Below are 24,834 nucleotides of genomic sequence, written 5' to 3'. Positions count from 1 at the left end.
ATACGATAGGGGATAAATTGCTAATGCTTTTTTATTATACCCAAACGCTACTGATCAAATAGGTTTTATTTCCTGGGATTGTTTAGCTTCTCCGGGATGCGATAAAGCATCAGGTAAGCATGAAAACAAAGATAAAAGATAGTAATAGAATGTTCGGTGCCGAGGATGCTCCGGATAAGGATAGCCTGGAAGCTTTGCTGGAGCTTCTGGCGGAAATCATGGTGGAATATTTAGGCCATGGAGGGAGCGATGATCGGGAGCAAGGCTAGGGCGCTGGGGTATCGTCGGCTAAGTGATAAAGATCAATCCCATTATTCACTGGATTATCAGCAAAAGGCGATTGCGGATTATTGTGTGCGGTATGGGCTAGAACTGGTGGAGATCTTTACGGATAACGGGGAGTGCAGCGATAGTTTTGACCGCCCGGATTATCGTAAACTGGAAAGCTTTATTCGCAGGCATAAGGGAGCGTTTCAGTATCTGCTGATCATGGATCATGACCGGTTTAGCCGGAACCTGCCCGAAGCGCTGCTGAAGATTGAGGAACTTCAGCGGAAGTTTTCCATTAAGGTGCTGGCAACAAATGAGGATCTGAACCTGGATGTTCGGGACCCGGATGTATTTATCCAGCGGGCTTTCCGCTATTTAATGGCTAACCAGGAGCTGCTTCGTATCAGGCAGCGCACCCGGAATGGTATCCGGCAGGCGCAGCTCCAGGGGCGCTTTGTGAATAAAGCGCCCTTTGGTTATGTCAATGTCAAAGACGCCCAGGGGCGGGGGACGCTCGCGGTTGATCCTGAGAAGGCGGAATTGGTGCGCTGGATGTTTGAGCAGTATCTGGGCGGAGTTCCGATGTTCCAGGTTTTGCGGGAGGCCGGTAAAAAGGGTTTTTCCCGAACTGGCGGCAACGCGATGCTGAACCTGCTCCGGAATTGTACCTATGCAGGGCTGGTGCGGGTAAAGTCGCACACCGGGGGCAGGGATGTTTTTGTAAAGGCGCTCCATGAGCCGCTGATTAGCGAACCTACTTACTGGCGTGTGCAGGAGATGCTGGGATTTAAAAAAGTCGGCAAAGCGGAAGTGGCCGGGGATATGCCGCTACGGGGAACGCTCCGATGCTGGTGCGGAAGCCAGATGACGGCGGCTTATTCTCAGGGAAAGTGCAGGAAGTATCTTTACTATTGGTGTAAGCAGCATCGCGGGCTGAACATTCCGGGTAGAGTAGTTCATGAAAAGCTAAGCGAGTTGCTCAGCTTACTTGAGCTTGGCGGGAGGGAAATGGCTTTTATTAAATCGCGGGTAATCGGCTTTCTGCAGGAGCGGTCGGTTCATGAGCAGTCAGCTTTGCAGGCGCTCCAGGCAAAGGCAGGTGAACTGGAACTGAAGATCGAAAAACCGGAGGCGAAATACATCAGTGATGAAATTGACTACGATGCCTATGGCAAATGGAAGCCCAGGCTAGCTGGAGAACTGCAGGCCATATATGCTGAGCTGAAAGACAAAATACTCAGGCTTGAGCAGGACCATCAAAGACAATTGGATCGTGCGCTACGCAGCGTTAAATCTGTAGGTGACATTTTCGAGCGGGCCAGTCCGGTGTTTAAGCAGCGGCTTTTGACAACGATCTTTCCCGGTATGCTGTTTTTCAAAGACGGCAAGTTTTATACGGAGGGTATTAACGTTATGTTCAAGGGGGTAGCGGAGAATGGCCGGGCAGGTCATCTGATCGCGTTTCGTTGAAATTTGCGGTGAATTATAGCCGGGCGTTCTGAATTTGCTTTGCTTCGTCGGGAATATGTTAGATTTGAGGAATTGGTTATGAACAGATTTCTAAGCGATTGATCTGATGTACGAAACGGTTATACAAAGTCTTAGGGCACTGGTGGATTTCTCGGAAGAAGAGCTTTTTCTTTTTATGAAGGCGCTTAAAGCGCGTTCTCTGGCTAAGGGGCAGCACCTGTTTCAGGCAGGGGAAACCTGTAGTCACATGTGGCTGATTCATACCGGGGCTTTGCGCTATTATACGGTGTCGGACTCGGGAGAACAGAATTTCTGGTTTGCTTTTGAGGGGGAATGGCTGGGTGATTATGGTAGCTTTCTTTCACGTACGCCTTCCCGGCATGCTTTGCAGGCTTTGGAAAATACGGAGGCTTTTGGTTTGAGTTATAGCGCTATGCAGGATTTATATGCCTGGGCTGCGTGTTTTGAGCGGTTCGGCAGACTTATCGCTGAAAATCTTTTTTTGACGACTGAACGCAGCAGGCAGGAGCTGGCCTCGGTTTCCGCTGAACAGCGCTATCTGAATTTGATTGCCAGGCATCCCGAGATCATCCGCCGTGTCTCTCAGCAGCACATTGCTTCTTATCTGGGCATTCAGCCGCAGAGCCTGAGCCGTATCCGTGGCAGGCTTGCGGGTTCGACAATTAACCCAGGTTAATTATTCGGGATGCTTTCTTAGCCCGGGGTGATTGGAGGGTGAGGAGCGGCGGCTTAGGTTTGCATAAAAATTCCTCATGAAAGCAAGTTTTTTAAAATTCAGCGGAGCCTATCGTGCGCTTTGGATCTGCGGATGGCTGCACCTGTGCCTGGTTGTTATTTTTGTACTATTGACCGTAATGGACCAGCGCATGCTGCTGGGGGTTAATATCTGGATCAAACCGCTGAAATTTGCGCTTTCTATCGGAATCTACTGTCTGACCTGGCCTTTCTTTCTGATCCATCTGGAAGGTGAACGGGATGAAATGCTGGGGCGCAGATTCAGCAGGTTTACCATTTTTGCGATGGTTTTTGAGATGCTTGCGATCGCTAGTCAGGCGGCAAGGGGAGAGCTGTCGCACTTTAATCAGCAGGGCTTATACAATATGACGTTATATGGTCTTATGGGTATTGTGATCACTACGCAGACCCTGTTTTCCGTGTTTATCGGATACAGTTTTTTTCGCTCGCGGCCAGGCGGTTTATCCCATGCCATGCTGTGGGCGATTCGGCTTGGTATTTTGATTGCGAGCATATTTGCGCTGGAAGGCGGGTTGATGGGCCAGCGTATGTCTCATACCGTTGGCGCTGTTGATGGCGGGCAAGGGATTCCTTTGCTGAACTGGAGTTCCAGCGCGGGGGATCTTCGCATCGCACATTTTTTTGGTCTGCATGCGCTTCAGCTGTTGCCACTATTTGTGTGGGTTTTCCGGGTTAAAAGATCAGCTGTGGTGATTGGCTTTGGTGTTTTATATTTTGGTTTGACCAGCTTCGTTTTCTACAGGGCTTTGTTGGGACTATCGATTTGATGAACAAGTGGCCGGATATGCTTTTATTTAGCTTGGCGTTTTGATCATGGGATGGATTTCTGGGAGTTGATCCGGCGAGTTACCAGATTACTGCTATCATTAAAAAGCAAAAAATTGCAACTGTTATTGATAAGTGTTTTTATGGAGATTTGTCTTTGAGCGAATATAATCCCTCTGCACAATCGGATTAAGTCCTGATTATAGGCAAATGACAACGAAATAACTAATGACTATGAATACCATTATAGACCAGCAGCCGCAAAACGGCGCCCCCGCATTCAATTTCGATTCCTTTACTTTTGGTGAAACGCCAACTGACCATATGTTCGTTGCAGCATATAGAAACGGTGATTGGGGAGCGGCGGGTTTGAAGCCGTTCAGCAATTTTTCACTTAGTCCATTTTCGCTTTGTTTTCATTACGGACAAATGGTCTTCGAAGGAATGAAAGCGTTCAGACATGTGGATGGCAGAATCAGTATTTTCCGGCCGGAGAAACATTTTTCCAGATTGAATGTATCTCTGGAAAGGATGTGTATGCCCCGATTGCCCTGGGAACTTTTTGCCGGTGGTTTGACCGGGCTTCTTGAAGCGGATTCGGGCTGGATGCCGGAGGGTAGAGACGATCTGGCCATGTACATCCGTCCGTTTGTCATTGCGAGTCAGCCCAAACTGGGCGTAAAAGTATCTGATGAATACATGTTCGCAATCGTTTGTACGCCTATTGGGGAATATTACGATAAGCCGCTACGGGTGAAAGTGGAAACCGAATTTGTTAGATCTGCCCAAGGTGGAGCCGGGTATGCAAAATGTGCCGGAAATTACGGCGCGGCTTTCTATCCAACAAGTCAGGCAATGAAGCAGGGGTTTGATCAGATCATATGGACTGATGCAATTAATCATGAGTACCTGGAGGAAGCCGGAACCATGAACATCATGCTTATTGCAGGGGATACGCTGATTACCCCGCCATTAAGCAATTCGATATTGGATGGCATCACACGTGATTCACTCCTCCAGATTGCCCGTGACATGAACTTAAGTGTCGAGGAAAGACCCGTAAGTCATCAGGAATTGAGAATGCTTTTAGAAGCGGGCGAACAGGTTGAATTATTTGGAGCAGGCACTGCGGCCATTGTTTCGCCGATCTCCTGTATCCAGATTAACGGGGTTGACTATTATCCTTATGCGCAAGGCGATGCTATGATGTTCCGCTTGAAAGAATCGTTAGAGGGCGTCCGCCGCGGGAAAAGTGAGGACGTTCATCACTGGAATTATTTTATTGACTAAACACTAAGGAGATGTTAGACAAAAAGCGGTTTCCTATAGGGGTTTTTTCTTTGCCTGAGGAGGTATCTCAGAGACTTATTGAAAAGTGGATTGCCAGCATTTCTGATTTACCCTCGGAACTGGCAGCGGCAGTGGAAGGTTTGTCTGAGGAGCAACTGGATACGCCCTACAGACCTGGCGGCTGGACGGTTCGTCAGGTTGTCCACCATTGTGCAGACAGTCACATGAATGCTTTCTGCAGGTTCAAACTATCGCTAACGGAAGATAAGCCCAGCATAAAGCCGTATTTGGAGCACAGGTGGGCAGAACTTGAGGATGGCAGGGAACTACCGGTGCAATCCTCGCTGGCGATCATTCAGGGATTGCATTTAAGGTGGACAATCTTGCTCAAAAGTCTCAGCGCCGACGATTTGAAACGAAGCTATATACATCCCGAACATGGCCGTGAGATTACGCTTACTGAAGCGCTCGGCATGTATGCCTGGCACGGGGCGCATCATCTGGCCCATATTAAGATGACCTTGCCAGAATTCCCAAAAGCTTGAGGTCATTTTCCAGTTTCTGGTCCCAAACCAAGCCGTAATTGAGCCGGAGACAGTTGTCATATTGGTTTTGCATCGTGAATATTCTTCCCGGTGCAAAACTGATCTTTCTGGCAAGGGCTTTTTCATGAAGTTCCAGGGTATTTATATCGCCAGGCAGTTCCACCCAGAGTACGAAGCCTCCCGTTGGATGGCTGGTGAGGGTACCTTCGGGAAAGTATGCTGATATGGCTGTGGAGTATTTAAGCAGGTTTGCATGCAAGGAGTGACGGAGCTTGCGTAAGTGGCTTTCGTATCGCCCGGTTTCAAGGAAGCCGGCTATCACTTCCTGGGTAATTGTTGTACAGGAAATGGCATGGTAGAGCTTCATCCGAAGAACCTTTTCTTTAAACTTTCCCGGTGCAGTCCAGCCAACGCGGTACCCCGGAGCCAATGTTTTTGACACGGAACCGCACCACAAGACCATGCCGCTTTCATCATAGGTTTTACAGGATTTCGGCCGGTGGCTTCCGAAGTAAACATCTCCGTTTAAGTCGTTCTCAATGATGGGAACCTGATATTTTTCCGATAACAGCGCTACAGTCCGCTTATGTTTATCAGGCATGCAACTGCCCAGCGGATTGCTAAAATTGCTGATGAGCAGGCAGGCTTTGATCTTTCCCGACTTCATTGCGTCTTCAAGCGCATTCAAATCCACGCCGGTTTCCGGGTTGGTAGGCAGTTCCAGTACTTTTAATTGCAAGGCCTGTGCAAGCTGAAGCATGCCAAAGGATACCGGACTTTCCATAGCTACGGTATCTCCTTTTTCAGTAACGGCCATCATACAATAAGATAACGCGTTCAGGCAGCCGCTGGTGGTAATCAGGTCGTCATAGCTGATGCGCGCGTCCATGTTCATGGCCCATCGTGCGATCTGCCGCCTGAGCCTTTCATTGCCCTGGGCCGTGTCATAGGCCACGCCACTTCCGCTTAGTTCGCGCGTGGCTTGAAGCAAGCCTTTGTTCAGTTTGGCAATAGGTAACAGTTCATTGGCGGGTGTGCCAAGGGAGAGTGGCAGGTGCCCTGACTCACCTAAACTGTCGTATACCTTGCTTACTAATTGTTCGTTTAGACCGAAGCTGGCAATCCCCGAAGGTTTGCTGGCGCTGGCCACAGCGGGCATTCTTAAGCGTGAATACTTAACGTAATATCCCGATTGCGGCCGGGTTTCAATGAGCATTTTGCTTTCCAGGTGATAATAAGCGCTGAGTGCGGAATTTTGGCTAATTCCGTAGTCACGGCATAATGTTCTCAGTGAGGGAAGTTTGTCTCCGTGCTGCAATGTGCCGTCCTGGATCTGCTTCTCAATGATGCCGGCTATCTTTAAGTAGATAAATGTTTCCTTTTTGTCGACGGTTGTTTTCATAACTGCTACTGGCAAAATTAATGAAACTGCATCTGCTATCGTTTATTTATTTTCTTCAAATTTGTTTCAAAGCAAACGAGCATGGATTTTAATCTACATATCTATATCATAGGCGCAGGGGCGGTGGGCAAGGCCTTGGCGGTGCTGCTTAAGTCAGCGGGACGAAGGGTTACCCTGATCAGGGGTAGTGTCGATGATGGCAGCAGTCGAATGGAAATACATGAAGTGGAGCTGGCCGACGGAACCATTCGACAGGCTGAATTGGAGGTTGCCACACTGCAGTGTTTCGAAATGCTTGAGGGCATTGTCGTGATTGCCAGCAAAGCCTACGGGAACAGCCAGCTGGCTGCATCCCTTCAAGGCAGAACAGGTAAATCTCCTATTACTATCCTGCAAAACGGCCTGGGCGTAGAAAAGGCTTTTGTTGACCTCCAGTTCCCGGCAGTGTACCGATGCGTCTTGTTTGTCACCAGCCAGGTCATGTCTGCTGGCCTGGTTAGGTTTAAGCCAGTCAGCGCGTGTCCCATCGGGGTCGCACATGGAGATGGCGGGTTTCTTGATGATGTCGTTTCACACCTTTCTACCTCGCAGTTTAATTTTAGGCTGGAGCCGGATATTGCTCTGGTGATTTGGAAGAAGGCGATCGTCAATTGCGTATTTAATTCAGTTTGTCCTCTGCTTGAGGCGGATAACGGGCTTTTTCATCGCAGCCTTCAGGCCAGGGATCTTGCCCGGCGGATCATTAAGGAATGCTGTGCAGTGGCCAATTCCACAGGAATTATAGCGGATCCTTTCGAGATCGAAGCGCAAATGCTACAAATCAGCCGTGTATCCGAGGGCCAGGAAATATCCACCCTCCAGGACATCCGACACCATAGAAGAACGGAAATGGATTCATTGAACATGGAAGTAGTCCGGATCGCAGACAGTTTGAGCATGATTGAGCAAGTAAAGCTAACCAGGGCGTTTGGCGAACTCATTCTTCTTAAATCCGGTTTGATGTTGTTATAAATTAATTGATATGATAGACCTAGTGAAAAAGCTCTATAACCGTAAATACTATAAAGCATGAAGAACCTGGATAACTTAAAGACAATGATCATTACCGGTGGCAGTCGTGGAATAGGTGCTGCTACCGCGAAACTGGCAGCACAAAATGGATTTGCGGTGGTGGTAGGATACCATAAAAATCAGCAGGCGGCCGAAGAGGTTACCGCAGAAATCAAGGCTGGAGGTGGCCTGACCCTTGCCGTTCAGGTTGATATATCGTTGGAGCCAGATGTTAAACGTCTTTTCGCAGAAACTCAGCGTGTCTTCGGAGGCTTGCATGCTTTGGTTAATAACGCAGGGATCCTTGAGCGCCAGATGCGGCTGGAAGAGATGGATGTTGCCCGGCTCAACCGCATTTTTGCGGCGAATATTACCGGACAGATGCTTTGCGCACGAGAGGCAATCGGCCTGATGTCGACAAAGCATGGGGGACTTGGCGGAACGATTGTTAATGTATCTTCCATCGCTTCCAGGACCGGAGCGCCAAATGAATATATCGACTATGCCGTTTCCAAGGGGGCTATCGATACCCTGACCATTGGGCTCGCTAAAGAGCTTGCCGAGGACGGTATCCGGGTGAACGGGGTGCGGCCAGCATTTATTTACACGGATATCCATACAGATGGAGGAGAGCCCGGCCGGGTCGATCGGATCAAAGACAGTATTCCGTTGAAAAGGGGTGGGCTTGCCAGCGAAGTGGCTGAGGCAATTTTGTGGTTGTCGTCCGAGAGATCTTCATACTCAACCGGGATCTTCATTGATGTAACGGGAGGCAGGTAAACGTTATTTGATATGCACGGACTTTTTACGAAAAAGATTCACTTGCCGCCCCTGCTTTGGAAGCTTCATGGGCGTAGTGCCTGCGTTACTGATTTATTGATGACTTATTCGTTTGCAATATTGGTCGGTATCGTAAATCTATATTTCAGCAGGGATTTGCCCGTTTGGGCCAGCGTAATCATTCTGGCGCTTTCGCTCGATATTGGCGGTGGTGTGATCAGTAACCTGACCCGGGGTACGATCGACTATTACCGGCAGTCAAACCATTCCCCGTATGCGTTTATTTGGGTACATTTGATACAGGCGGCTCTTCTGGCCTGGGTATATCAGGAATTAATGGATCAGATTATGATGCTAAGCTTGATCATCATGACACTTTCCAGTGAGTTGATCAGGGTTTCCGGTACGGAGAGGCAGAAGCCCTTGAGCACGTTTTTATTTGGCTTGGTTCTCCTTGCAACACTAGTGCTGGAAATGTCAGCCTTGCCGGTGCGCCTTTTACTTATACTGCTGGCTTTTAAGTTGATAATGGGATTCGCCGGGCATTCTAAATCATTACATAAAGAATAGATAGAAATATGGAAAGTTACCTGACAAGCGTGATTAAACAATTTGAATATTATAAGCTGCTTGGGGAAAAGGCCATGGTGCAAGTACCGGATGAGGCGTTGTTCTGGCAGTATAATACGGAAAGCAACAGCATCGCAGTGATTGTTCAGCATCTTTCCGGAAACATGCGATCGCGCTTTACGGATTTCCTTACCTCTGATGGCGAAAAGCCCTGGCGGAACCGGGATGAAGAATTCGAAGTTACAGCCTCAACGCGGCAGGAGGTGATAACCTTATGGTACAGCGGCTGGAAGTGCCTCTTTGATACTTTAACACATATAACGCAGTCTGAACTAGAAACCATCATCTATATCCGCAACGACGGGCATACGGTGCTTGAGGCGATCAACCGGCAACTTGCCCACTATCCCTATCACATCGGTCAGATCATATTCATTGCGAAAATGGTCAGGGATGCGGAATGGGAAAGTTTGTCGATTCCGCGCAATCAATCAGGTGCATACAACGGGCGGAAATTCGGCCAGCAAAAAGGCCAAAGGCATTTTACAGAGGACTTATAATTGCCGGTGCCAATCTTTGGACAAAACAGCATAGATAAAAATTTGCTGTTAAACGATTCAACGACGTCATCAAATAGTTAAGTGCAGTAGTGATAACGACCACCCCCCCGGAACGCAGACACGGTCGAGGTGAAGTCACAAACCAGGAAGATAAGGTGGTGATCGCGGTGCGCGATTTCGGACCCGGCGTTCCGGAAGACAAGCTAAAGCATATTCTAATCGCTTTTATCGTATTGATGAACTGACGCCGAACATCTCGGGACTTGACATCGGGCTATATTTGTCACGTGAGATCATCAGCGGGCATCAGGGCGATATCTGGGCAGAACGTGCACCAGGAAACGGTACGGTGTTTTTTGCTTCATTGCCCGCATTCGACAAAACCTCTGCCAGCCAGTAGTATTGATCGGCATATATACGGATGGTCCGCATACAGTCGCCAGAACGCTGCTGTGTATTTTTTAAGCGACAGACCGCTTGGTCTGCGTCTGCTTTTTACGGTGAAGGTATTCGGATATTTGCCCGACTGCATTACTGCAGCAGGCCCTTGCGGCAGTTTTGATGGCTTCGGGGGTTGCCTTCAGCTGAAGGGACCAGTAGTTCAGCTCTGCGAATTCGGAAAAATCGATCAGTTGCTTGTTGCGAATATTTATCGGACTGTTCATGACTAAATGGTTAGGAAATTAAAAACAAGTCAGCCGCGAAATTGTTTGCCAGCTTTTCTTCCTGCCTGGAAAAGGTGATGGAAAAGGCCGCGTTATATGCACAGTTTGTATTGCCGGATTATTCACCCAATTATGAGGCTATTGAAATGTTACGGAGGGACGTTTTAGATGTTGTACCCTAGGGCTTACAAATACATATTTAACGATGAAAAGCAGGTAGACATCAGACCGCTTTCGCTAGGCTTTGCGGGCGCAGTCGCAATATAGAGGAAGTGGGCTACTAGTTTGGAAGTTGGTAATTAGCCTGTCAGTCAGACAGGCTGTGGCTACCCGAGGCTTATATTTTAGTATATGCGATAGCGCAAAGAAAGGTTGCGGGCGATGGCGGCCAGTAGCTGGGCGTTTTCAGCAATGGTGACGTCCGACTGCCAGTGGTTGTCCGGCGTTTTGGTGAGCTCGTATTCCTTGCCGTTAAGCTCAATTTTGATGAGCGTAGTGTCACGGGTGATCTGGCGGGTCAGCACCTTATACGTGTAGTCATTTTGTTCAAAGGTAATACGCAGCGGCAAACTCATCGGGGCGAAGATAACAGAAGTATCGGTTAGGAAGGCATTCTGTGGAAATGTTAAAAGCGATCCAGTATACGGATGTTAAGATGCTCTTTGACGGCGGAGCTTCTTCAGGTTGCGCTGGGCAAGATTTTTTTTTGCTTTGAGTTCCTGGGCGAGCAATCCTTTTGTTATAGACTGGTACAGTTCCTTTGTCTTGTTGTCAACTTCTGCAAAACTGGGAACAGAACTGATGAATATGGCCACCGCATAGTCTAGTACCTTAGGCATCTTTTGATGGAATAATCTGGCTTTCATGGTAGACTTAATCCAAATTAATTTCTATGCCTCAAAGCCAGTGAGAGGTATAATTTACAATACCTTCACATTTTGTTTATGTTTAGGTTTTACGGTTGAATAAATTTTGATCAATGTGTTCGTTACTCAAACTGAATTAAATTGGCTTGCTACCGATTGAAGGTACCTGTCGAAAATAGGGTATAATCAATTCAATTGAAATTGTCAGAACATAACGGTAAACGTTGTTCAAGCGGATGCCATGGCGTAATACCGGTTATGGAAAGTTCGGTTGGTTAAAACGCGAGGAGATATATAATTTTGAGCATACAGCGCTAATATAATCTATGGAATTTAGAATCACGCTGATTGTGACGCTGTTTCTCTCGCTTCTCTCTGCGGGATGTAAAGACAGAGATGCAGCAGGCACCCCATGTGAACACTTAATGAATGAGAGTCCAGGGGCTAACTTGACGCTGATTTTTAAAGAAGCAGGTACGGGGCAGAATCTCATCATCGCAAAAGATCTGAAAAGATCGGATTTTGTGGTGACCGATGTCAGTAGCGGAAAACCTGTAACATACTTTGAAGTACGAAAGGGCAGCAAACAATCCCATCAACGGGTCCTTACAGTTTTTTGTGTTTCCGTCAGCTGCCGGTCAGCCTAATTATAAAATTGAAGTCGGACAGTTAGGCACAGTGACGCTCAGTTATACAGTAACCAGAAAAGAAACCGGAAATGTTTGTAAACCAGTAGCGTATCCCATTAGTGAAATAAAGCTTACGGATAATCCCTTTTATGAGTTTACATATGAAGGCAAAAGCCACCTCAACATCTTGGTGACTGAACTTTGATCGATCGTAGATAACCTTAGGGCTTACAGCTAGATGCCCGAGTTCGAAGCGCAACTACGAGGCTGTTCTCAACAAAACTTCCCTTTCTTTGTAGAAATTCTCGGCATTAGTAGGTCTCGGCGTGCTATTTTATTTGCGTTACATCAATTACCCGGCTAGGAACAAGGTATTCAGGACGAGGCAAACATCGAAAAGTAGACTCTCTAATCACTTCGCAACATAATTGGATGCGGAGTTTAGTTGAACTGTGCGGTCTATACAGCGGATAACCTGGGATGACAAGCTTTTCCATGTCCCTTTAGTATTGGGCTGTGTATTGCTGATCTATGAATTTCGTAGTTATGTCTGCTGCAAAGGGGATTGTCCTTTTTAACTTTTAGAAAGCTTCTCAAACTTTCGCCGCGTGTTTTGTACTTATGGTCCGGCCAAAGAATCTTTGACACATTTGCTGCCGCTCCTAGGATGCTTTGTATTGAGCGCCAGGTTTCTATATCGTAAAATTTTTCATGAGTAGCCCGCAATCTTTCTGCAGCTTTTTTTCTATTTTAGCCTGTAGGTGGGAGTTTCAACAAAAGTGTACAGTTCCTACCCACTAATCTGACCATTTTATACCCTTCAAACTGACCCCTCCATTACACACGAAAGTGGCCGTTTTGACCTCTAGAGGCGGTTTTTAACCTGAGGTGATATGGAATATATGTTTCAAAATTGAGAGTTTTTAGGCGCACAGATTAGAGATCTCCTTAATCTGGATACGGACTACAGATCGGATATTTGACGCCTTTAAAAAGGCTTGTTTCGACTGGGTGGTTTTTGGCTAAGAAGCTCCAGAACTTGTTAGATCTTCCAGAGTTCATTAACTTCGGAATCAAAGCGGTCAAGCCAGACTGATAAAATCCAGACTCCCTAAGCGGCCACGTTGGATTGAAATACAGGGGTCACATTCATTGTAATATACACGCTATTAACTGTTTCATTAGAAAAAGCCAAATTCTATATATATTTGTTTTACTCTAAATCCAGCATAGATGACTCAACATGATATCGACTCTCTTAAGAAACATTTTAATACAGCCTTTCCAGGGAAAGATGCTGATAACTTTCCGGCTGATTTTGCTGCTTATCTTTTTCTACAAAGGAATATCCAAATTGACAATGCAATCAGAAAACTTCAGTCATCCAGAATTGGACATCACCTAGATCTCGCCACAGTTATTGAAATGCTTAATGCATTGAAATTTAGCTGACATTTATAATTAATTGCCTCGAAGATTGACCTTAGGAGGATAAATTACGTCTTGTGCTGTTTGAAATACAGTTTGTAGGTGCCTTTGAAAATTATATCGTTGGAGTACAAAGAGCGGATCAGAATTCTGATCCGCTCTTTGTTGATTGTACAGGTGCCTACTTGCTTAGAATGCTTCGGATCTCATGTTTACAGACCCTAGGGATATCTGACGCGTCCCAATTTTCCCTGCGTAGCCAATTGTAACTCTGCTGTCTATCCATACCCTTGTCAGCAGCCTTATCATTTATGATGCTCGCAGTTGTACGGGAGAAGCCTATACCAATAAGGCTAATCATAGTCCCTGAAGCCGCACCTATTTCTAAATAAAGAGGAAGTGATGGAATTTTTTGAGCTTTATCATTTTGTCCATTTAATATCAAAACGTGTTTCAACAGTTCAATGTAGCACTTAGTATATTGGACTAGTCTAAATCGAATAACATTTTCAATTGTCTCCATAGTTTCACGAATGATTTTAGGCAAGTTTTCTGAATTGCTTAATTCTTCCTGCTTTTTTATAATTATTGGATATGAATCGCCTCTCATCCACGACAGTGACATTGAAGCCAGCCTCTTTGGGATTTTCGTCGCTTTTTCTCGCCCATCAAAATACTTTTCAAATCGACTAAATATCCTAACATAGTTTTTCCAAGCATCTGCCAAGGGATGTAAGGGTATGAGTTTTTCGGAGTCATTTTTTTGAACACATTTAAGCATGTAATCTAACATCCTCTGCTGTCTATGTGGCGAGATTCCTATATTATTTTGAATAATTTCATCAGGCACATCGAAATTTAGGCTTTCAAATGCGGTTTTCAACTCTTCTAGATAACCCGCTGATAATCTTTCTGGAGATCTTAGGAAAGTTTTTTCAAGTGCACCTCGACGATAATCACTGTATAATTTAACGAAAGCACTTTCTGCGGTTTCTCCATCTTCCAAGCCTTTCAGGCTTTCAACTTCTGATTTAGCAATTTGAAGTATTGAATCTCGATGACTACTTAAAATTTTATAAAATGAAGCATGAATGACTTGTTCTCTTTCTCCCTCTAAGGGATTTTCCTTCCATTCTTTTCGATTAACTAAGAAGACGTTTCCCTCAAAGTCTTTCCCTAAACGTCCTGCTCTACCTGCTAAGTTCCAAAATGAAGGGGCGCTTATAGATTCAGCGTTATTAGTCAACCATTTGTTACCTTCCGATGGCTTTAGTAGAAATAAGTTTTTCGCGGGCAGGTTGACGCCGTGTAACAACGTGCTAGTGCAAACTAGATGTTTCATGTCTGGATTATCAGAAAAATGTTCTTCTAATGCGCGACGTAATACTGCTGGCATTTTGCCGTAGTGAAAAGAAACACCTCGCTCGACAATGTCTGCAAGAAAATATTTTGGATGAATATGATCTTTGATAAATTGCACCAAGTCACGGGTATCATCGCTTATGTTTTCTAAATGATTAACTCCTTTTACCTCGTTATCGGCGTCGATCCACTGCCTAATCTTATCTGCCACATCTTCGCAGGCAGATGGACTTCCTGCATAAATAATATTTTTTGCGTTTGTCCCTAGATAGAAGCAAAGGTATGAGAACAAAGATTTTTCGTCAGGCAGATCTTTTTCCAATTTTATCGTGGTTAATTGGGTAAACTTACCATTATCGTATAATTTAAGTTCTACTGTATTTGATCCAGCGACAGTATCCGCTCCGATAAGGTTTTGTATAACAGGGCTTTCTTGTTCTTTTACAGGATGGAGATCCTGCTCAAACATGAACGAAAAATAATTCGGGTTATTTGAAAACGGAGAACCAAAAAAGAATTTTGACTTCGGGTTCTTAAGTATTAATTGTTCAATAACTACCTGCAAGAGGACACCGCGGGCTCCTGCATTTATAGTCTGAGCTTCATCTACGACAATGATATCAAAGTAAATATTATTCTCAAGTGCTAACAGGGCGTAAGCACGTTCTTGCGTAAAAACATAAATCCCGCGGCTTAAATTCAAACTCTCTTTTGTTTCAGGAATAGTTATTACAGGAATTTCTAAACCTAGTGAAGTCAAAGATTGAGATAACGCTTCCGCGATTTGTCCTAATAGTGCGCGAGATGGTACTAGGTAAACTATAAAGTTCGCATTGTTGTTTACCAATTCATTAATCAGAAATTTTTGTAGGGTAAAAGATTTTCCCGCTGAAGTTGGTGCTGATATAGACAACAAGTTTTGATTTTCAAAACTATCCCATAGCCTTTTCTGAAAATCAGTTAGTAATACGTTTTGATCAGATAAATTTATCGTGTTTTTTTGTTCATGTTCCACCAATTCAAATAAGAGTCCAGCAGGAATGTCGTAGTTTTTAGGAATCTGCGATTCTTTAAACATAAATTCGGCCGCGGGGAAATTTCCTAACCTTGCTAAGATCACATGAATCACGTTGGCTAGTTGTATATCCCCAATTTTATAAAGCTTCCAAGCCGATATCGCGATTCGGTAAGCTGCCCTTCTATGAGCCGTTTCATCAGACAAGGAAAGTATTGCGGCAGATTGTATTAATCTTTTAATTTCCAAATCCGTGGGCATGCCGTCATGTCTCGAGTTTAGAAACGAATCATATACACTTGAAAAATAAAGCCTTGAATACTCTGATTGAAATTTTGGGTTAGCCCAAATACTATCAGATGTTAGAGAGTAAAGGGTGTTATTAGTCATCATCGCCATCTAATTCGTCTTCTAACTCATCCTCAAATTCGATACCTATCTTATCGCAGAAAAGCTTTCTAAAATCCTGTGCATTTTTAATAGGAACTAGAAAAAAATGGAATCGCAAATTCTGGAGCGAGTGTGCATGTATTTTCTTCTTAAAAGATTCGCAGGCAGTGCTAATTTCCAGTCCATATTTTTCCTTGAAAATATCTTCTGCCTGTTCTGGTGAGCAGCCCTCTAGCGCTTCATATATTTTAGTATTCCAGATCGCTACACACGCATACACTTCTCTTAGCTTTTCATGGTTTTCTTGATAAGGATCTAAGAATTTTATCAGCGATTGGGTGGCATCCTCATTTCCTAAGTCCGAATGTCTCTCGATAAGGCTTATATCGTAATCTCTGCCAGTTTTACCTTTTCCATCTTTGGTCATGTATCCTTTTACCGAAAGAGCTATTCGGTTTATTGCTTTGGATAAATTCTGATAAAGCTTAGCTTCTCCCCAGTATAAATATAAATGGCCATCGGTGGTATCAAATTTTAGATGTATGCCATCGCTTCCGTACACTTCCATATTTCTATTGGTCTTCAACTGCATTTTACTTAGCACTCGTGGTGCTCCTAACGCATATTCAAGAAGTGCAAAAAGAATAATTTCTCCAGGTTCCCCAGTTTTCTTATTCTTCTTTTTGGCATTTATGAACAAATTTTTAGCCTCGTCAGTTATCTTCATTGCGACTTGGTGATCCCCAGCCCCAACTTTTTCAAAGCTTTCCTTTATGTAGCCTCTGTCTAAACAAAATGGTATTACTTGATAATATATAAATTCTACAAATTGATCTTGTGTAGGTTGCCCATCGTGAAAAGCTAAATAAAAAAAACTTCCTTCTGCTCGTAAGCCATCGGTCTTCCAGTCGAATGCTATCTCTTTGAGTCGTGTCTTAAATCCAGTTTGGTGCTGGCCGACTAGCTCAATCGCAGTTAGGCTTATAGGGTTTTCTGAGGTCATTAATATAGTAAATGAGCATGATGTTGTTTTGTAACAACTATTTCGAGTATAATTTTACAAAAAGAAATGTTCGTTATCAAATATTCATAAAAATTTTAGTTATATATGTACTTACGGAGGTCATGTGTTCAGAAGATCAATCGTTCTATTCGCTCTTACAGAAGTTAAGCCTTTTTTAAACGAGGATTCTAATATGATCGCCGCCTGTAGCTGTCTGGTTGATGATGCGGGAATGCGATGGAGCGTAATTATAGCTGTTCGCAAGCCCGCTGCTCAGTTCTCGCATCATGCGAATTTGCATACCTTGTTTAATAATTAACATGGCGTTCAATTCCAAAATATTTAGTATGAGTCTGTAGACAACCTGAACTTCATCCGATAGTATTGTTTTTAGGTTCTAATCTATGATATGGAATGTTGCATTATCCGGACTTTCTAACAAAGGTAAACCGGACTTTACAACAAAGCAAGTTATCTGTTTTTTGGTGAATTTTGCATCACAAAATAAAGAATCATGAACAGTCAGACAGTTTTAGTAACCGGAGGAACCGGTTTTGTTGGTATCCATACCATCTTACAATTATTACTTCAGGGGTATTCAGTCAACACGACTTTACGTTCTCTGGATAAAAAGGATATAATTTTAAATGCGTTGCGGGAAGGGGGCGTGGATGAGTTCAGCCGTCTCATTTTTTTTGAAGCTGACCTGACCAGTGACAAGGGTTGGAACGAAGCAGTCACAGGGTGTGATTATGTGTTACATATTGCTTCCCCTTTTCCGTCGGGTGAACCTGCGGATGAAAATGAATTGATTGTTCCAGCTAGAGACGGGGCATTGCGGGTGCTGCGGGCAGCCAACCATGCCGGAGTTAAAAGAGTTGTACTGACTTCCTCTTTTTAAGATTATTTGGCATCGTACTTTTTCTATCTACTTTAAGTCTTGTTCGGCAACATCGACCAGACTGGAGTGTAACGACCATCAGGTAGCGTCTTTGAGTGCACGATCCGTTACTTCTTTCACTGCTGCACAATGTGGATATCTTAATCGGTGTTTATCTGCAGATGTCATAATTGACGTCATGCTGTGGAGTGCCTAGATTTCCCACATGTGATTTGTTCTGTGAACTTATGATCATTTTCGAACTAGCAAAGTGTCTGGCAGAGAAAACGCTTCTTATGTTGCAGGCGAAAATTAGATTTTATTAAACACGTGTATATGGAAAGAGGAGAGATTGAATTTTTAAAAAGGGAGCTGCTTGCAGAGATCAAGGATTATCTGGCGCCGTATTTTGAAGGACCCAAAGTACAGGGTTTGTATAAAAGCTCGGAGGTCAGGAAGCTGCTTAATATTTCGGCAGGTACCCTGCGTTCCTTGAGAATCCAAGGCATTTTGAACCCGAAGAAACTCAGTGCGCGCGGGTACCGTTATCCCGCTAAGGAAGTAAATGATTTATTGTCTAAACGGAAGTCATGATGAAAACGCAACTAATGAAGCAACTCCGTGCGAAGATTAACGGGGATCAGCGGATAACCATATGGCACAGGAGCATTCTTTTGGCCATTTCCGAGATAGCGGCGGCTGACGAAAAAACGGCGATGAGCCTGGATTCGATCCGAATCAGCAGAAAGCGGGTGATGGAACTGGCCCGGCTGAGGAGTATACCTACCTATCACAAATATATGAAGGAGCTGCAAACAATGGGGTATATCGTGTATTCCCCGAGCTACCATCCAATGCTGGGTAGCAAAGTAAAACTTTTAATGAAATAGAAGTGGCTGTCACTTTTACGCTATTATCTCAAGCAGATTCTTGCTGGTGAAGTGTTGGGCGTTTCGACAGCCACTTTTTCATAGGGCAACTTTACGTGTTTAATATCGCAGCAAGGGCATTCATGTCTTTACTGATCCTTTCATCACACATCTTCGCATAATGCTGTGTCTGCTTGATGGAACTATGCCCGAGCATCTTAGACACCGTTTCGATGGGAACACCATTGCGAAGCGTAACCGTTGTCGCAAAGGTATGCCGGGCGATGTGAAATGTAAGTTCCTTAGTAATACCGCACATGGTTTGAATTTCCTTCAGATAGGCATTCATTTTCTGATTGCTTGAAATGGGAAGTATCTGACCATGATCTTTTCGGCAGGGGTGCTCATTGTATTTCTCCAGTATAGCATATGCCGCAGGCAGTAGGGGAAGACGCACCGGGCTTCCGGTTTTCTGCCGTTTGCTGTCTATCCAAAGCGTGCCATCATCGAACCGAACGATGTGCTCCTGTTTTAAATTCGCTGCATCTATATAGGCAAGACCGGTGTAACAGCAAAACATGAAACAATCTCTTACGGCCTCGAGGCGCCCGAGTTCAATTTCTTTTGAGGCGATGCGCTGAAGTTCGCTTTGAGACAGCGCCAACCGTTCCACGGGTTTCCGGGCAAGACTGAAATTCAGGAAAGGATCTCTCGGGAGCCAGCCCTTTTTGACGCAGCTTAAAACGATCTTTTTAAAATTGGCCAGATACTTCATGGTTGAGTTGTGATCGCAGTTGCGAACCGTTCTCAGATAGAAGCAGAACTTCTCTATGAACTCATAATCAAGTTCACCTATTTCCATATCGTTGCGCCCGTACTTCCAAAACATGAAATTGCGTGTATGCGTTAAACATACAGCATAACGCTGAACGGTTCCTGGTGCGAATTCGCGGCCTTCCAAGGCTTTCATTTCTGCATTGTGCTCGGCAAACAGTTCCAGGATCATTTTTTTAGCATCAACTTTTCCCTGCAAATAATCTTTGATGGCTTCTGCGGTGATCTGCTTACCGGTTTCCAAAAGTTCCGCTTTGATCCGATAAACTTTTGCCGTAAGAGTGTCAAGATAGGCGTTAACCGTTTTTGCGTCCTCCTTGTTTCCAAGCGCGCGGCCAACGTCCTGTGACCATCGATCTTCGGTCCATGTCCTTTTGGTAGAGAATTCTTTGGCGATGCCGTCAACGGTGATCCTGAGATAGATGTACCGTGCAGTTTTTGATTTTGTTTTTGATTGTTTCAGGAAAAACAACAACCCGAAGCTTCTTTCCAACATAGTGGTAAAAATTAAGTGTACTAATATCGGATTGAAGCGGCTGCGAATCAAGATGTTAACCTGATGAACATGTTCGTTATCAATGAGTTACATCGATAATCGTGGCAATTTTTTTCTGAAATCTCTTTTGCCACGATTTACGCTTACAGTAAGGTGCATTAATGACAATTTTGACACATTTACATGCATAAAAAAAGCCTGTAGATCAGGTGACCTACAGGCTTTCTACTCTTAAATAGTATTTTTTGCGGACCAGACGGGATATGAACCCTGGGTTTAAACCCTCGTCAGGCCTGTTTTTCGTATTCTTGAAGTCATTTTGCCACGAATGACGCTTTTACCTTCAATTTATACTCAGCGGAGAGTGAGGGATTCGAACCCCCGGAGCTATTACACTCAACAGTTTTCAAGACTGCCGCAATCGACCACTCTGCCAACTCTCCGGCGCAAAAGTACAAATACGACTTGATTCTGCAAACTGCTGAATACTTTTTTTGAGGAAAATGAGATAAAGCCTTAAAACTGAGAATGAAAAATTTTATTTCTTTTCCAGTTTCCCTTCTGCGGGTTCAGGTTTTTTGAATACGTTGAAATTCGGTTTAATGATTTTAACGCTGCGTTTGGACAGGTCTACACTGGCATTTAACTCAAATCCGACGAGAAGGATCAGGGAGTTTAGGTACAACCAAATCATGATAACGATAAGTGTACCTATGGAACCGTAGACTTTATTGTACGAACCGAAGTTGTTGATGTAGAACGAGAAGCCCCATATCGTAAAAAAGGCAAGGATGGTTGCCAGCCAGGACCCGGCACTGAAGAATTTCCATTTTTTGGCATGCGCGGGTCCGTAACGATACAGAATGGAAATGGTAACAAAATACAGTATACCCAGCAAAGCCCACCGCGTTAGCTGAATGGCGTAGGTGGTCAACGTGTCTTTGAGGTTTAAGGTGTTATCAATGTAGTTGAGTGCTATTTCGCCAACGGTCATGGCAACGATGCATACAATTACAGAAAAGGCGATCACAAGCGTTAAAACGATGGCTATAAGTCTTTGTCTAATCCAGCTCCTAGTTTCTATAATCAACGACGACTTGTTAAAGGCCATCATGAGGTTATGAACGCCGTTTGTTGCAAAGAAAAGCGAGAGAAGAAAACCGAAAGACAAGAGTCCGCTGTTCTGCTGGTTCACGATCTCGTCGAGCGTGGTCTTGAAAGCCGCATAGGCCTCTTCTGGCAGCACCAGAATGATCAGGTTCATGAGTTGCTCCTGGAAGCCGATTCTTTTTGGAATGAAGGGAATGAGTGTAAAAAGGAAGATGATGGCCGGGAAGATGGCCAGCATGAAGTTATAGGCCAGGCTAGAGGCTTTGTTGACCAGCGAGTCTTTTCCAATTTCCTTGAAGAAGAACGTGGCTACGGTGTATAGGGGTAGGGGACTAAAGCCGGGCAGTACGCAAACTTTTGTCCAGTCGATAAACATCGCATAAAATTTAATACGCAGCAGCTGTTTATGTACCCATTCCATGTTGCTGGTTACTTATAGTGTGGACGCATCTTTTCCATGAAGTTTTCAGGCGGCATACAGGGCTTGTTCTTTTCCATATCAACAAAAACCAGCGTGGTGTGACCGATGTGTATCAGTTCCTCACTTTCATTAAACAGTTCGTACTTGAAACGAATGCGAACCCCTGGAAGTTCTTCTACGGTGGTGACAATAGTGATTTCCTGATCATAACGGGCTGGCTTTATGTATTTGCAGTTCATTTCCAGCACGGGCATCATCACGCCTTCACGCTCCATCGAAGCGTAGTCCATCCCCAGGCTCCTCAGCATTTCCACTCGTGCTACTTCGTAAAACTCGGCGTAGTTTCCATAGTACACGTAGCCCATCTGATCTGTTTCGCCGTATCTAACCCTGATCTTCGTGCTGTGCTGATACATCGGTCTGTTATTTATAAATATTGCGTTTGTTCAGCGCTTCACGATATTTCCTGGCGTTGCGCTCATGTTCCTGAACTGTTACCGCAAAGTTGTGATAACCGGAAAAATCTTCCTTAGCGCACATATAGATGTAATTGTTGTCGTCTTTATTGAGCACGGCGTCTATTGCGGCTATGCTTGGCATCATGATAGGGCCCGGGGGCAGGCCAGCGTACCTATAGGTGTTGTACCTCGACTCTACTTTCAGCAAAGCATTGGTTACGCGCTTTACAGTGAAATCATCACTGGCAAAGATTACCGTTGGGTCGGCCTGAAGGAGTATGCCCTTGTTCAGCCGGTTGAGGTATAAGCCTGCTATGATCGGCATTTCCTTGTCGTACAAAGCCTCTGCATCTACGATCGAGGCGAGAATCGAAACTTCAATTGGCGTTAGGTTCAGCGCCGCAGCTTTCTGCTTACGTTCATTGTTCCAGAACTTCTCGTACTCTTTGTGCATGCGCTCGAAAAATTCAGTCGCCGATGTATTCCAGTACATCTCATAGGTGTTTGGAATAAACATCGCATAGCTGTTGTCTTTATTGAAGCCGTACTTTTCTATTAGTGCAGCCGAGTCTAACAGTTGTAAAAAAGCTGCGGAATCTGGCTCAAGCTTTCTTGAAAGCGCACCGGCAAGGTTCTCTTTTTTCCGAAAACCCTGGATTTTCAGCATCACCGGGTCCTGGTTTCCTGCTTTAAGCTTATTGATGATGATCCGGTTGTTTGCGCCTTTAGCCAGTTTATACCGTCCGGGTTTTAATGCCTGGGCTAGATCCATTTTTCCCGCCGCCTCCTTAAAGGTGCTCAGGTTTAGCAGCGCTTCGTTACGTTCCAGATCTTTGTACAGGTCGTCGATGTTAGACCCGGTGGGTACATACAGATATTCTTCTTCACCGCTTACGTTCGGCGAAAAATATACGCGGTAAAACTGGAAGCCAAAATAGGCGACTAGGACCAATGCAATAAGTAACAGGCCGATAATTGCCCTGAACTTGGTATGGCTTTTTGCTTGTTTGTGATCGGAATTCATATAGGTGATGTAGTTCTTTAATTTACGTTAAAACGGCTGTCTGAGCTGGTTGGACAGCGTAATGTTTACTGGTGTACCAAGCTTTACTTTGGTTACCGAGTCGGTAAGCATTGGGTCCTGACGAACAACCACTGCCGACGCGGAGTCTGTGATGTTGCCTTCGTAGGTAATTGTTCCTAAGGTGAGGCCTGCACCACCTTTTAGGGCAAAGAGCGCTTCGTCTTTGGTTAAACCGAGTAAGGTCGGAATGTCAACTTCCTCGTTTCCTTTTCCGTCGCCCAGAACAAAATCAATTTTCGATCCCTTTGGTAAGGTCTGGCCCACCGCTATCGACTGCCCGCCGAACTGGGCTTCGAGAACTACATCGCGACTTACATCGGGTTTGTAGGTGGTATCGCCAAGCTTAAGACCGAAACTTTCGATAATGGCTTTGGCTTGCCTTAAAGATTTAAACACTACGTCGGGAAACTTCACGTTGGGCGCCGTATTCATACTCACCGTAAGGTATATGGTGCGGTTGTCTTTTACAAAGGTATTGGGGTTCGGGTCCTGGTCGAGCACCGTTCCCGGGGGCATGTCCATTACATAAACGGAGTCCACTTCATAACGAAGTCCAAGTTGGTCCAGCTTATCGACCGCCTGCAGGAAGCTCAGCCCTTTTAACACGGGTACATTGAGTCCCTGACCATGTTTAGTATAGTACCGTAAACTGAAAAATGCGATAAACAAGATGATAGCCACGGTTAGTACCGCTGCGATCAGGTTGTTTCGAAATGATTTTGTTTTAAGGTAGGATATGAATTTACTCATGCTTCGGTTCCGAGATATGTGTGCCAAATTTAGCTTAAAATATTTTCTTATTGGAATTAAAATAGCCGGAATTACATAAGTTTGCGGAAGGTAAAATACAACCGTCAATGAAAAAAACGATAGCCTTGCTTACAGGCGGAACTACAGGAGAATGGGTGATATCCGTAAAAAGTGCTGCGACGATCGCGCAAAATCTGGATCCTGACAAATTCGAGGTATACAAGATCATGCTTACACAGCAGGGCTGGTTCTATGAACCTGCGGATTCCATGAAGATTGAGGTGGACCGTAACGATTTCTCGCTGACCATACGCGGGCGTCGGATCACCTTTGACGGTGTCTTTATCTGCATACATGGCTCGCCGGGTGAGGACGGAAAGCTGCAGGGCTATTTTGATATGCTAGGTTTGCCTTATACCACCTGCGATGCGCTGACTTCTGCAATAACGATGAACAAGGGTTATACTAAGGCTGTGGTGAATGGTTTGCCTGGTTTGAACATTGCCAGGTCTGCTCAGATTTTCAAGGGTGGCGATCATGATTTCAATCAGCTCAAAGCAGATCTTAAGCTTCCTTTCTTTGTAAAGCCAAACAATGGAGGAAGCAGCATAGGCATGAGTAAGGTGGTCCGTGCAGATGATCTTGAAGAGGCGGTCGACAAAGCGTTCAAAGAAGATAGTCAGGTGCTGATCGAGGAGTTTATTCAGGGGCGGGAATTCACCATTGGCGTCGCCAAATTGGACGGAGACATTGTTGTGTTGCCGGCTACTGAGGTGGAAACAAAGAAGGAGTTTTTTGATTTTGAGGCCAAGTATACACCAGGCGTGGCTACAGAAACCACGCCAGCGCTGTTACGGCCTGAAACACGCGAGCGCGTTGCCGATATAGCCAGGTCGGTTTACAGAAAGCTGAATTGCAGGGGAGTTGTACGTATTGACTTTATATTAACAGGTGATGAGGGCGACTTTTATTTCATTGAGATCAATACCATACCGGGCCAAACGGCAACAAGCTTCATTCCCCAGCAGGTAGCTGCCATGGGAATGAAGCTTAATGATTTTTATACAAAACTTATTCGTGAAACGATCGGCTAAG

At 44.9% G+C, this 24,834-nt stretch carries 28 protein-coding genes and 1 tRNA gene; 17 read left to right on the top strand and 12 right to left on the bottom strand.

From position 1 onward, the window contains the following. The first annotated feature begins 119 nt into the window (after nt 1-119). From J3P40_RS13830 to J3P40_RS13805, 6 genes are all read left to right on the top strand, one after another. Entirely contained in the window at nt 120-269 is a 150-nt protein-coding gene (locus J3P40_RS13830; RefSeq protein ID WP_256006733.1) for a hypothetical protein, read from the top strand. Next, nucleotides 238-1,740 (top strand): recombinase family protein, encoded by a 1,503-nt coding sequence (locus tag J3P40_RS13825; RefSeq protein ID WP_256006732.1) that lies wholly within the window; start codon nt 238-240, stop codon nt 1,738-1,740. Before J3P40_RS13830 ends, J3P40_RS13825 begins: the two co-directional genes overlap by 32 nt. Nucleotides 1,741-1,846: 106 nt before the next feature. Further along, the gene (locus J3P40_RS13820) at nt 1,847-2,437 is read left to right on the top strand and encodes a Crp/Fnr family transcriptional regulator (RefSeq protein ID WP_256006731.1); all 591 of its coding nucleotides are present in this window, start codon (nt 1,847-1,849) and stop codon (nt 2,435-2,437) included. 76 nt (nt 2,438-2,513) lie between these two features. After that, complete coding sequence (locus J3P40_RS13815) at nt 2,514-3,284, top strand: hypothetical protein (RefSeq protein WP_256006730.1); 771 nt, start codon at nt 2,514-2,516, stop codon at nt 3,282-3,284. Nucleotides 3,285-3,516: 232 nt separating this feature from the next. Beyond that, entirely contained in the window at nt 3,517-4,572 is a 1,056-nt protein-coding gene (locus J3P40_RS13810) for a branched-chain amino acid aminotransferase (RefSeq protein ID WP_256006729.1), read from the top strand. Between the two features lie 11 nt (nt 4,573-4,583). Further along, nucleotides 4,584-5,117: a YfiT family bacillithiol transferase gene (locus J3P40_RS13805; RefSeq protein WP_256006728.1), complete on the top strand. Its 534-nt coding sequence runs from the start codon at nt 4,584-4,586 to the stop codon at nt 5,115-5,117. Here J3P40_RS13805 and J3P40_RS13800 read toward each other — a convergent pair. Continuing rightward, on the bottom strand, nt 5,083-6,519 hold the full coding sequence (locus tag J3P40_RS13800; RefSeq protein WP_256006727.1) for an aminotransferase-like domain-containing protein: 1,437 nt from the start codon (nt 6,517-6,519) through the stop codon (nt 5,083-5,085). The genes J3P40_RS13805 and J3P40_RS13800 overlap by 35 nt on opposite strands. 81 nt (nt 6,520-6,600) lie before the next feature. Here J3P40_RS13800 and J3P40_RS13795 point away from each other — a divergent pair, with 81 nt between their 5' ends. From J3P40_RS13795 to J3P40_RS13770, 6 genes are all read left to right on the top strand, one after another. Further along, nucleotides 6,601-7,530, top strand: a complete 930-nt coding sequence (locus tag J3P40_RS13795) for a ketopantoate reductase family protein (RefSeq protein ID WP_256006705.1) — start codon at nt 6,601-6,603, stop codon at nt 7,528-7,530. 57 nt (nt 7,531-7,587) lie between these two features. After that, nucleotides 7,588-8,349: an SDR family oxidoreductase gene (locus J3P40_RS13790; protein WP_256006704.1), complete on the top strand. Its 762-nt coding sequence runs from the start codon at nt 7,588-7,590 to the stop codon at nt 8,347-8,349. A gap of 12 nt (nt 8,350-8,361) precedes the next feature. Then, complete coding sequence (locus J3P40_RS13785; RefSeq protein ID WP_256006702.1) at nt 8,362-8,919, top strand: hypothetical protein; 558 nt, start codon at nt 8,362-8,364, stop codon at nt 8,917-8,919. An 8-nt stretch (nt 8,920-8,927) separates the two neighbouring features. Continuing rightward, nucleotides 8,928-9,479, top strand: coding sequence for a DUF1572 family protein (locus tag J3P40_RS13780; RefSeq protein ID WP_256006701.1), 552 nt, complete (start codon nt 8,928-8,930; stop codon nt 9,477-9,479). 89 nt (nt 9,480-9,568) lie between these two features. Next, on the top strand, nt 9,569-9,724 hold the full coding sequence (locus J3P40_RS13775; protein ID WP_256006699.1) for an ATP-binding protein: 156 nt from the start codon (nt 9,569-9,571) through the stop codon (nt 9,722-9,724). Then, a complete protein-coding gene (locus tag J3P40_RS13770; RefSeq protein ID WP_370687733.1) occupies nt 9,712-9,879 on the top strand; it encodes an ATP-binding protein in 168 nt (55 codons plus the stop codon). The genes J3P40_RS13775 and J3P40_RS13770 overlap by 13 nt, the downstream gene beginning before the upstream one ends. A gap of 61 nt (nt 9,880-9,940) precedes the next feature. Here the strand turns inward: J3P40_RS13770 and J3P40_RS13765 are convergent, their stop codons facing one another. The 3 genes from J3P40_RS13765 to J3P40_RS13755 all read right to left on the bottom strand — a co-directional run bounded on the left by J3P40_RS13765 (nt 9,941) and on the right by J3P40_RS13755 (nt 11,010). Beyond that, nucleotides 9,941-10,144 (bottom strand): DUF3606 domain-containing protein, encoded by a 204-nt coding sequence (locus J3P40_RS13765; RefSeq protein ID WP_256006696.1) that lies wholly within the window; start codon nt 10,142-10,144, stop codon nt 9,941-9,943. A gap of 344 nt (nt 10,145-10,488) precedes the next feature. Next, the gene (locus J3P40_RS13760) at nt 10,489-10,719 is read right to left on the bottom strand and encodes a hypothetical protein (protein WP_256006695.1); all 231 of its coding nucleotides are present in this window, start codon (nt 10,717-10,719) and stop codon (nt 10,489-10,491) included. Nucleotides 10,720-10,794: 75 nt separating this feature from the next. Then, complete coding sequence (locus J3P40_RS13755; protein ID WP_256006694.1) at nt 10,795-11,010, bottom strand: hypothetical protein; 216 nt, start codon at nt 11,008-11,010, stop codon at nt 10,795-10,797. A 326-nt stretch (nt 11,011-11,336) separates the two neighbouring features. Here J3P40_RS13755 and J3P40_RS13750 point away from each other — a divergent pair, with 326 nt between their 5' ends. After that, nucleotides 11,337-11,657, top strand: coding sequence for a hypothetical protein (locus tag J3P40_RS13750; protein WP_256006693.1), 321 nt, complete (start codon nt 11,337-11,339; stop codon nt 11,655-11,657). Between the two features lie 1,591 nt (nt 11,658-13,248). Here the strand turns inward: J3P40_RS13750 and J3P40_RS13745 are convergent. Continuing rightward, nucleotides 13,249-15,705 carry a DEAD/DEAH box helicase gene (locus tag J3P40_RS13745; RefSeq protein ID WP_256006692.1) on the bottom strand — a complete coding sequence of 819 codons (2,457 nt, stop codon included), beginning with the start codon at nt 15,703-15,705 and terminating at the stop codon, nt 13,249-13,251. A gap of 121 nt (nt 15,706-15,826) precedes the next feature. Further along, the gene (locus tag J3P40_RS13740; protein ID WP_256006691.1) at nt 15,827-16,837 is read right to left on the bottom strand and encodes a HamA C-terminal domain-containing protein; all 1,011 of its coding nucleotides are present in this window, start codon (nt 16,835-16,837) and stop codon (nt 15,827-15,829) included. A 514-nt stretch (nt 16,838-17,351) separates the two neighbouring features. On the opposite strand from J3P40_RS13740, the gene J3P40_RS13735 reads away from it, so the two are divergent. The 3 genes from J3P40_RS13735 (at nt 17,352) to J3P40_RS13725 (ending at nt 18,607) form a co-directional block, all read left to right on the top strand. Further along, a complete protein-coding gene (locus J3P40_RS13735) occupies nt 17,352-17,738 on the top strand; it encodes an NAD-dependent epimerase/dehydratase family protein (RefSeq protein WP_256006690.1) in 387 nt (128 codons plus the stop codon). Nucleotides 17,739-18,053: 315 nt separating this feature from the next. After that, entirely contained in the window at nt 18,054-18,311 is a 258-nt protein-coding gene (locus J3P40_RS13730) for a helix-turn-helix domain-containing protein (RefSeq protein ID WP_256006688.1), read from the top strand. Next, complete coding sequence (locus J3P40_RS13725; RefSeq protein WP_256006687.1) at nt 18,308-18,607, top strand: hypothetical protein; 300 nt, start codon at nt 18,308-18,310, stop codon at nt 18,605-18,607. Before J3P40_RS13730 ends, J3P40_RS13725 begins: the two co-directional genes overlap by 4 nt. A gap of 91 nt (nt 18,608-18,698) precedes the next feature. Here the strand turns inward: J3P40_RS13725 and J3P40_RS13720 are convergent, their stop codons facing one another. The 6 genes from J3P40_RS13720 to J3P40_RS13695 all read right to left on the bottom strand — a co-directional run bounded on the left by J3P40_RS13720 (nt 18,699) and on the right by J3P40_RS13695 (nt 23,739). Then, on the bottom strand, nt 18,699-19,916 hold the full coding sequence (locus J3P40_RS13720) for a site-specific integrase (RefSeq protein ID WP_256006686.1): 1,218 nt from the start codon (nt 19,914-19,916) through the stop codon (nt 18,699-18,701). 358 nt (nt 19,917-20,274) lie between these two features. Beyond that, nucleotides 20,275-20,359, bottom strand: a tRNA-Ser gene (locus tag J3P40_RS13715). 95 nt (nt 20,360-20,454) lie between these two features. Next, nucleotides 20,455-21,447, bottom strand: coding sequence for a YihY/virulence factor BrkB family protein (locus J3P40_RS13710; protein WP_256006685.1), 993 nt, complete (start codon nt 21,445-21,447; stop codon nt 20,455-20,457). Between the two features lie 8 nt (nt 21,448-21,455). Further along, a complete protein-coding gene (locus J3P40_RS13705) occupies nt 21,456-21,863 on the bottom strand; it encodes an acyl-CoA thioesterase (RefSeq protein WP_256006684.1) in 408 nt (135 codons plus the stop codon). 7 nt (nt 21,864-21,870) lie between these two features. Then, the gene (mltG, locus tag J3P40_RS13700) at nt 21,871-22,929 is read right to left on the bottom strand and encodes an endolytic transglycosylase MltG (protein ID WP_256006682.1); all 1,059 of its coding nucleotides are present in this window, start codon (nt 22,927-22,929) and stop codon (nt 21,871-21,873) included. Between the two features lie 27 nt (nt 22,930-22,956). Next, complete coding sequence (locus J3P40_RS13695) at nt 22,957-23,739, bottom strand: PASTA domain-containing protein (protein WP_256006681.1); 783 nt, start codon at nt 23,737-23,739, stop codon at nt 22,957-22,959. Between the two features lie 107 nt (nt 23,740-23,846). Here J3P40_RS13695 and J3P40_RS13690 point away from each other — a divergent pair, with 107 nt between their 5' ends. Continuing rightward, nucleotides 23,847-24,833: a D-alanine--D-alanine ligase gene (locus J3P40_RS13690; protein ID WP_256006680.1), complete on the top strand. Its 987-nt coding sequence runs from the start codon at nt 23,847-23,849 to the stop codon at nt 24,831-24,833. The last annotated feature ends 1 nt before the right edge of the window (nt 24,834 follow it).

Origin of the sequence: Pedobacter deserti (assembly GCF_024436415.1) — a bacterium.
GTDB lineage: Bacteria > Bacteroidota > Bacteroidia > Sphingobacteriales > Sphingobacteriaceae > Pedobacter > Pedobacter faecalis.
The sequence above is the reverse complement of the archived record's forward strand: the minus strand, read 5'-3'. Positions and strand labels throughout refer to the sequence as shown.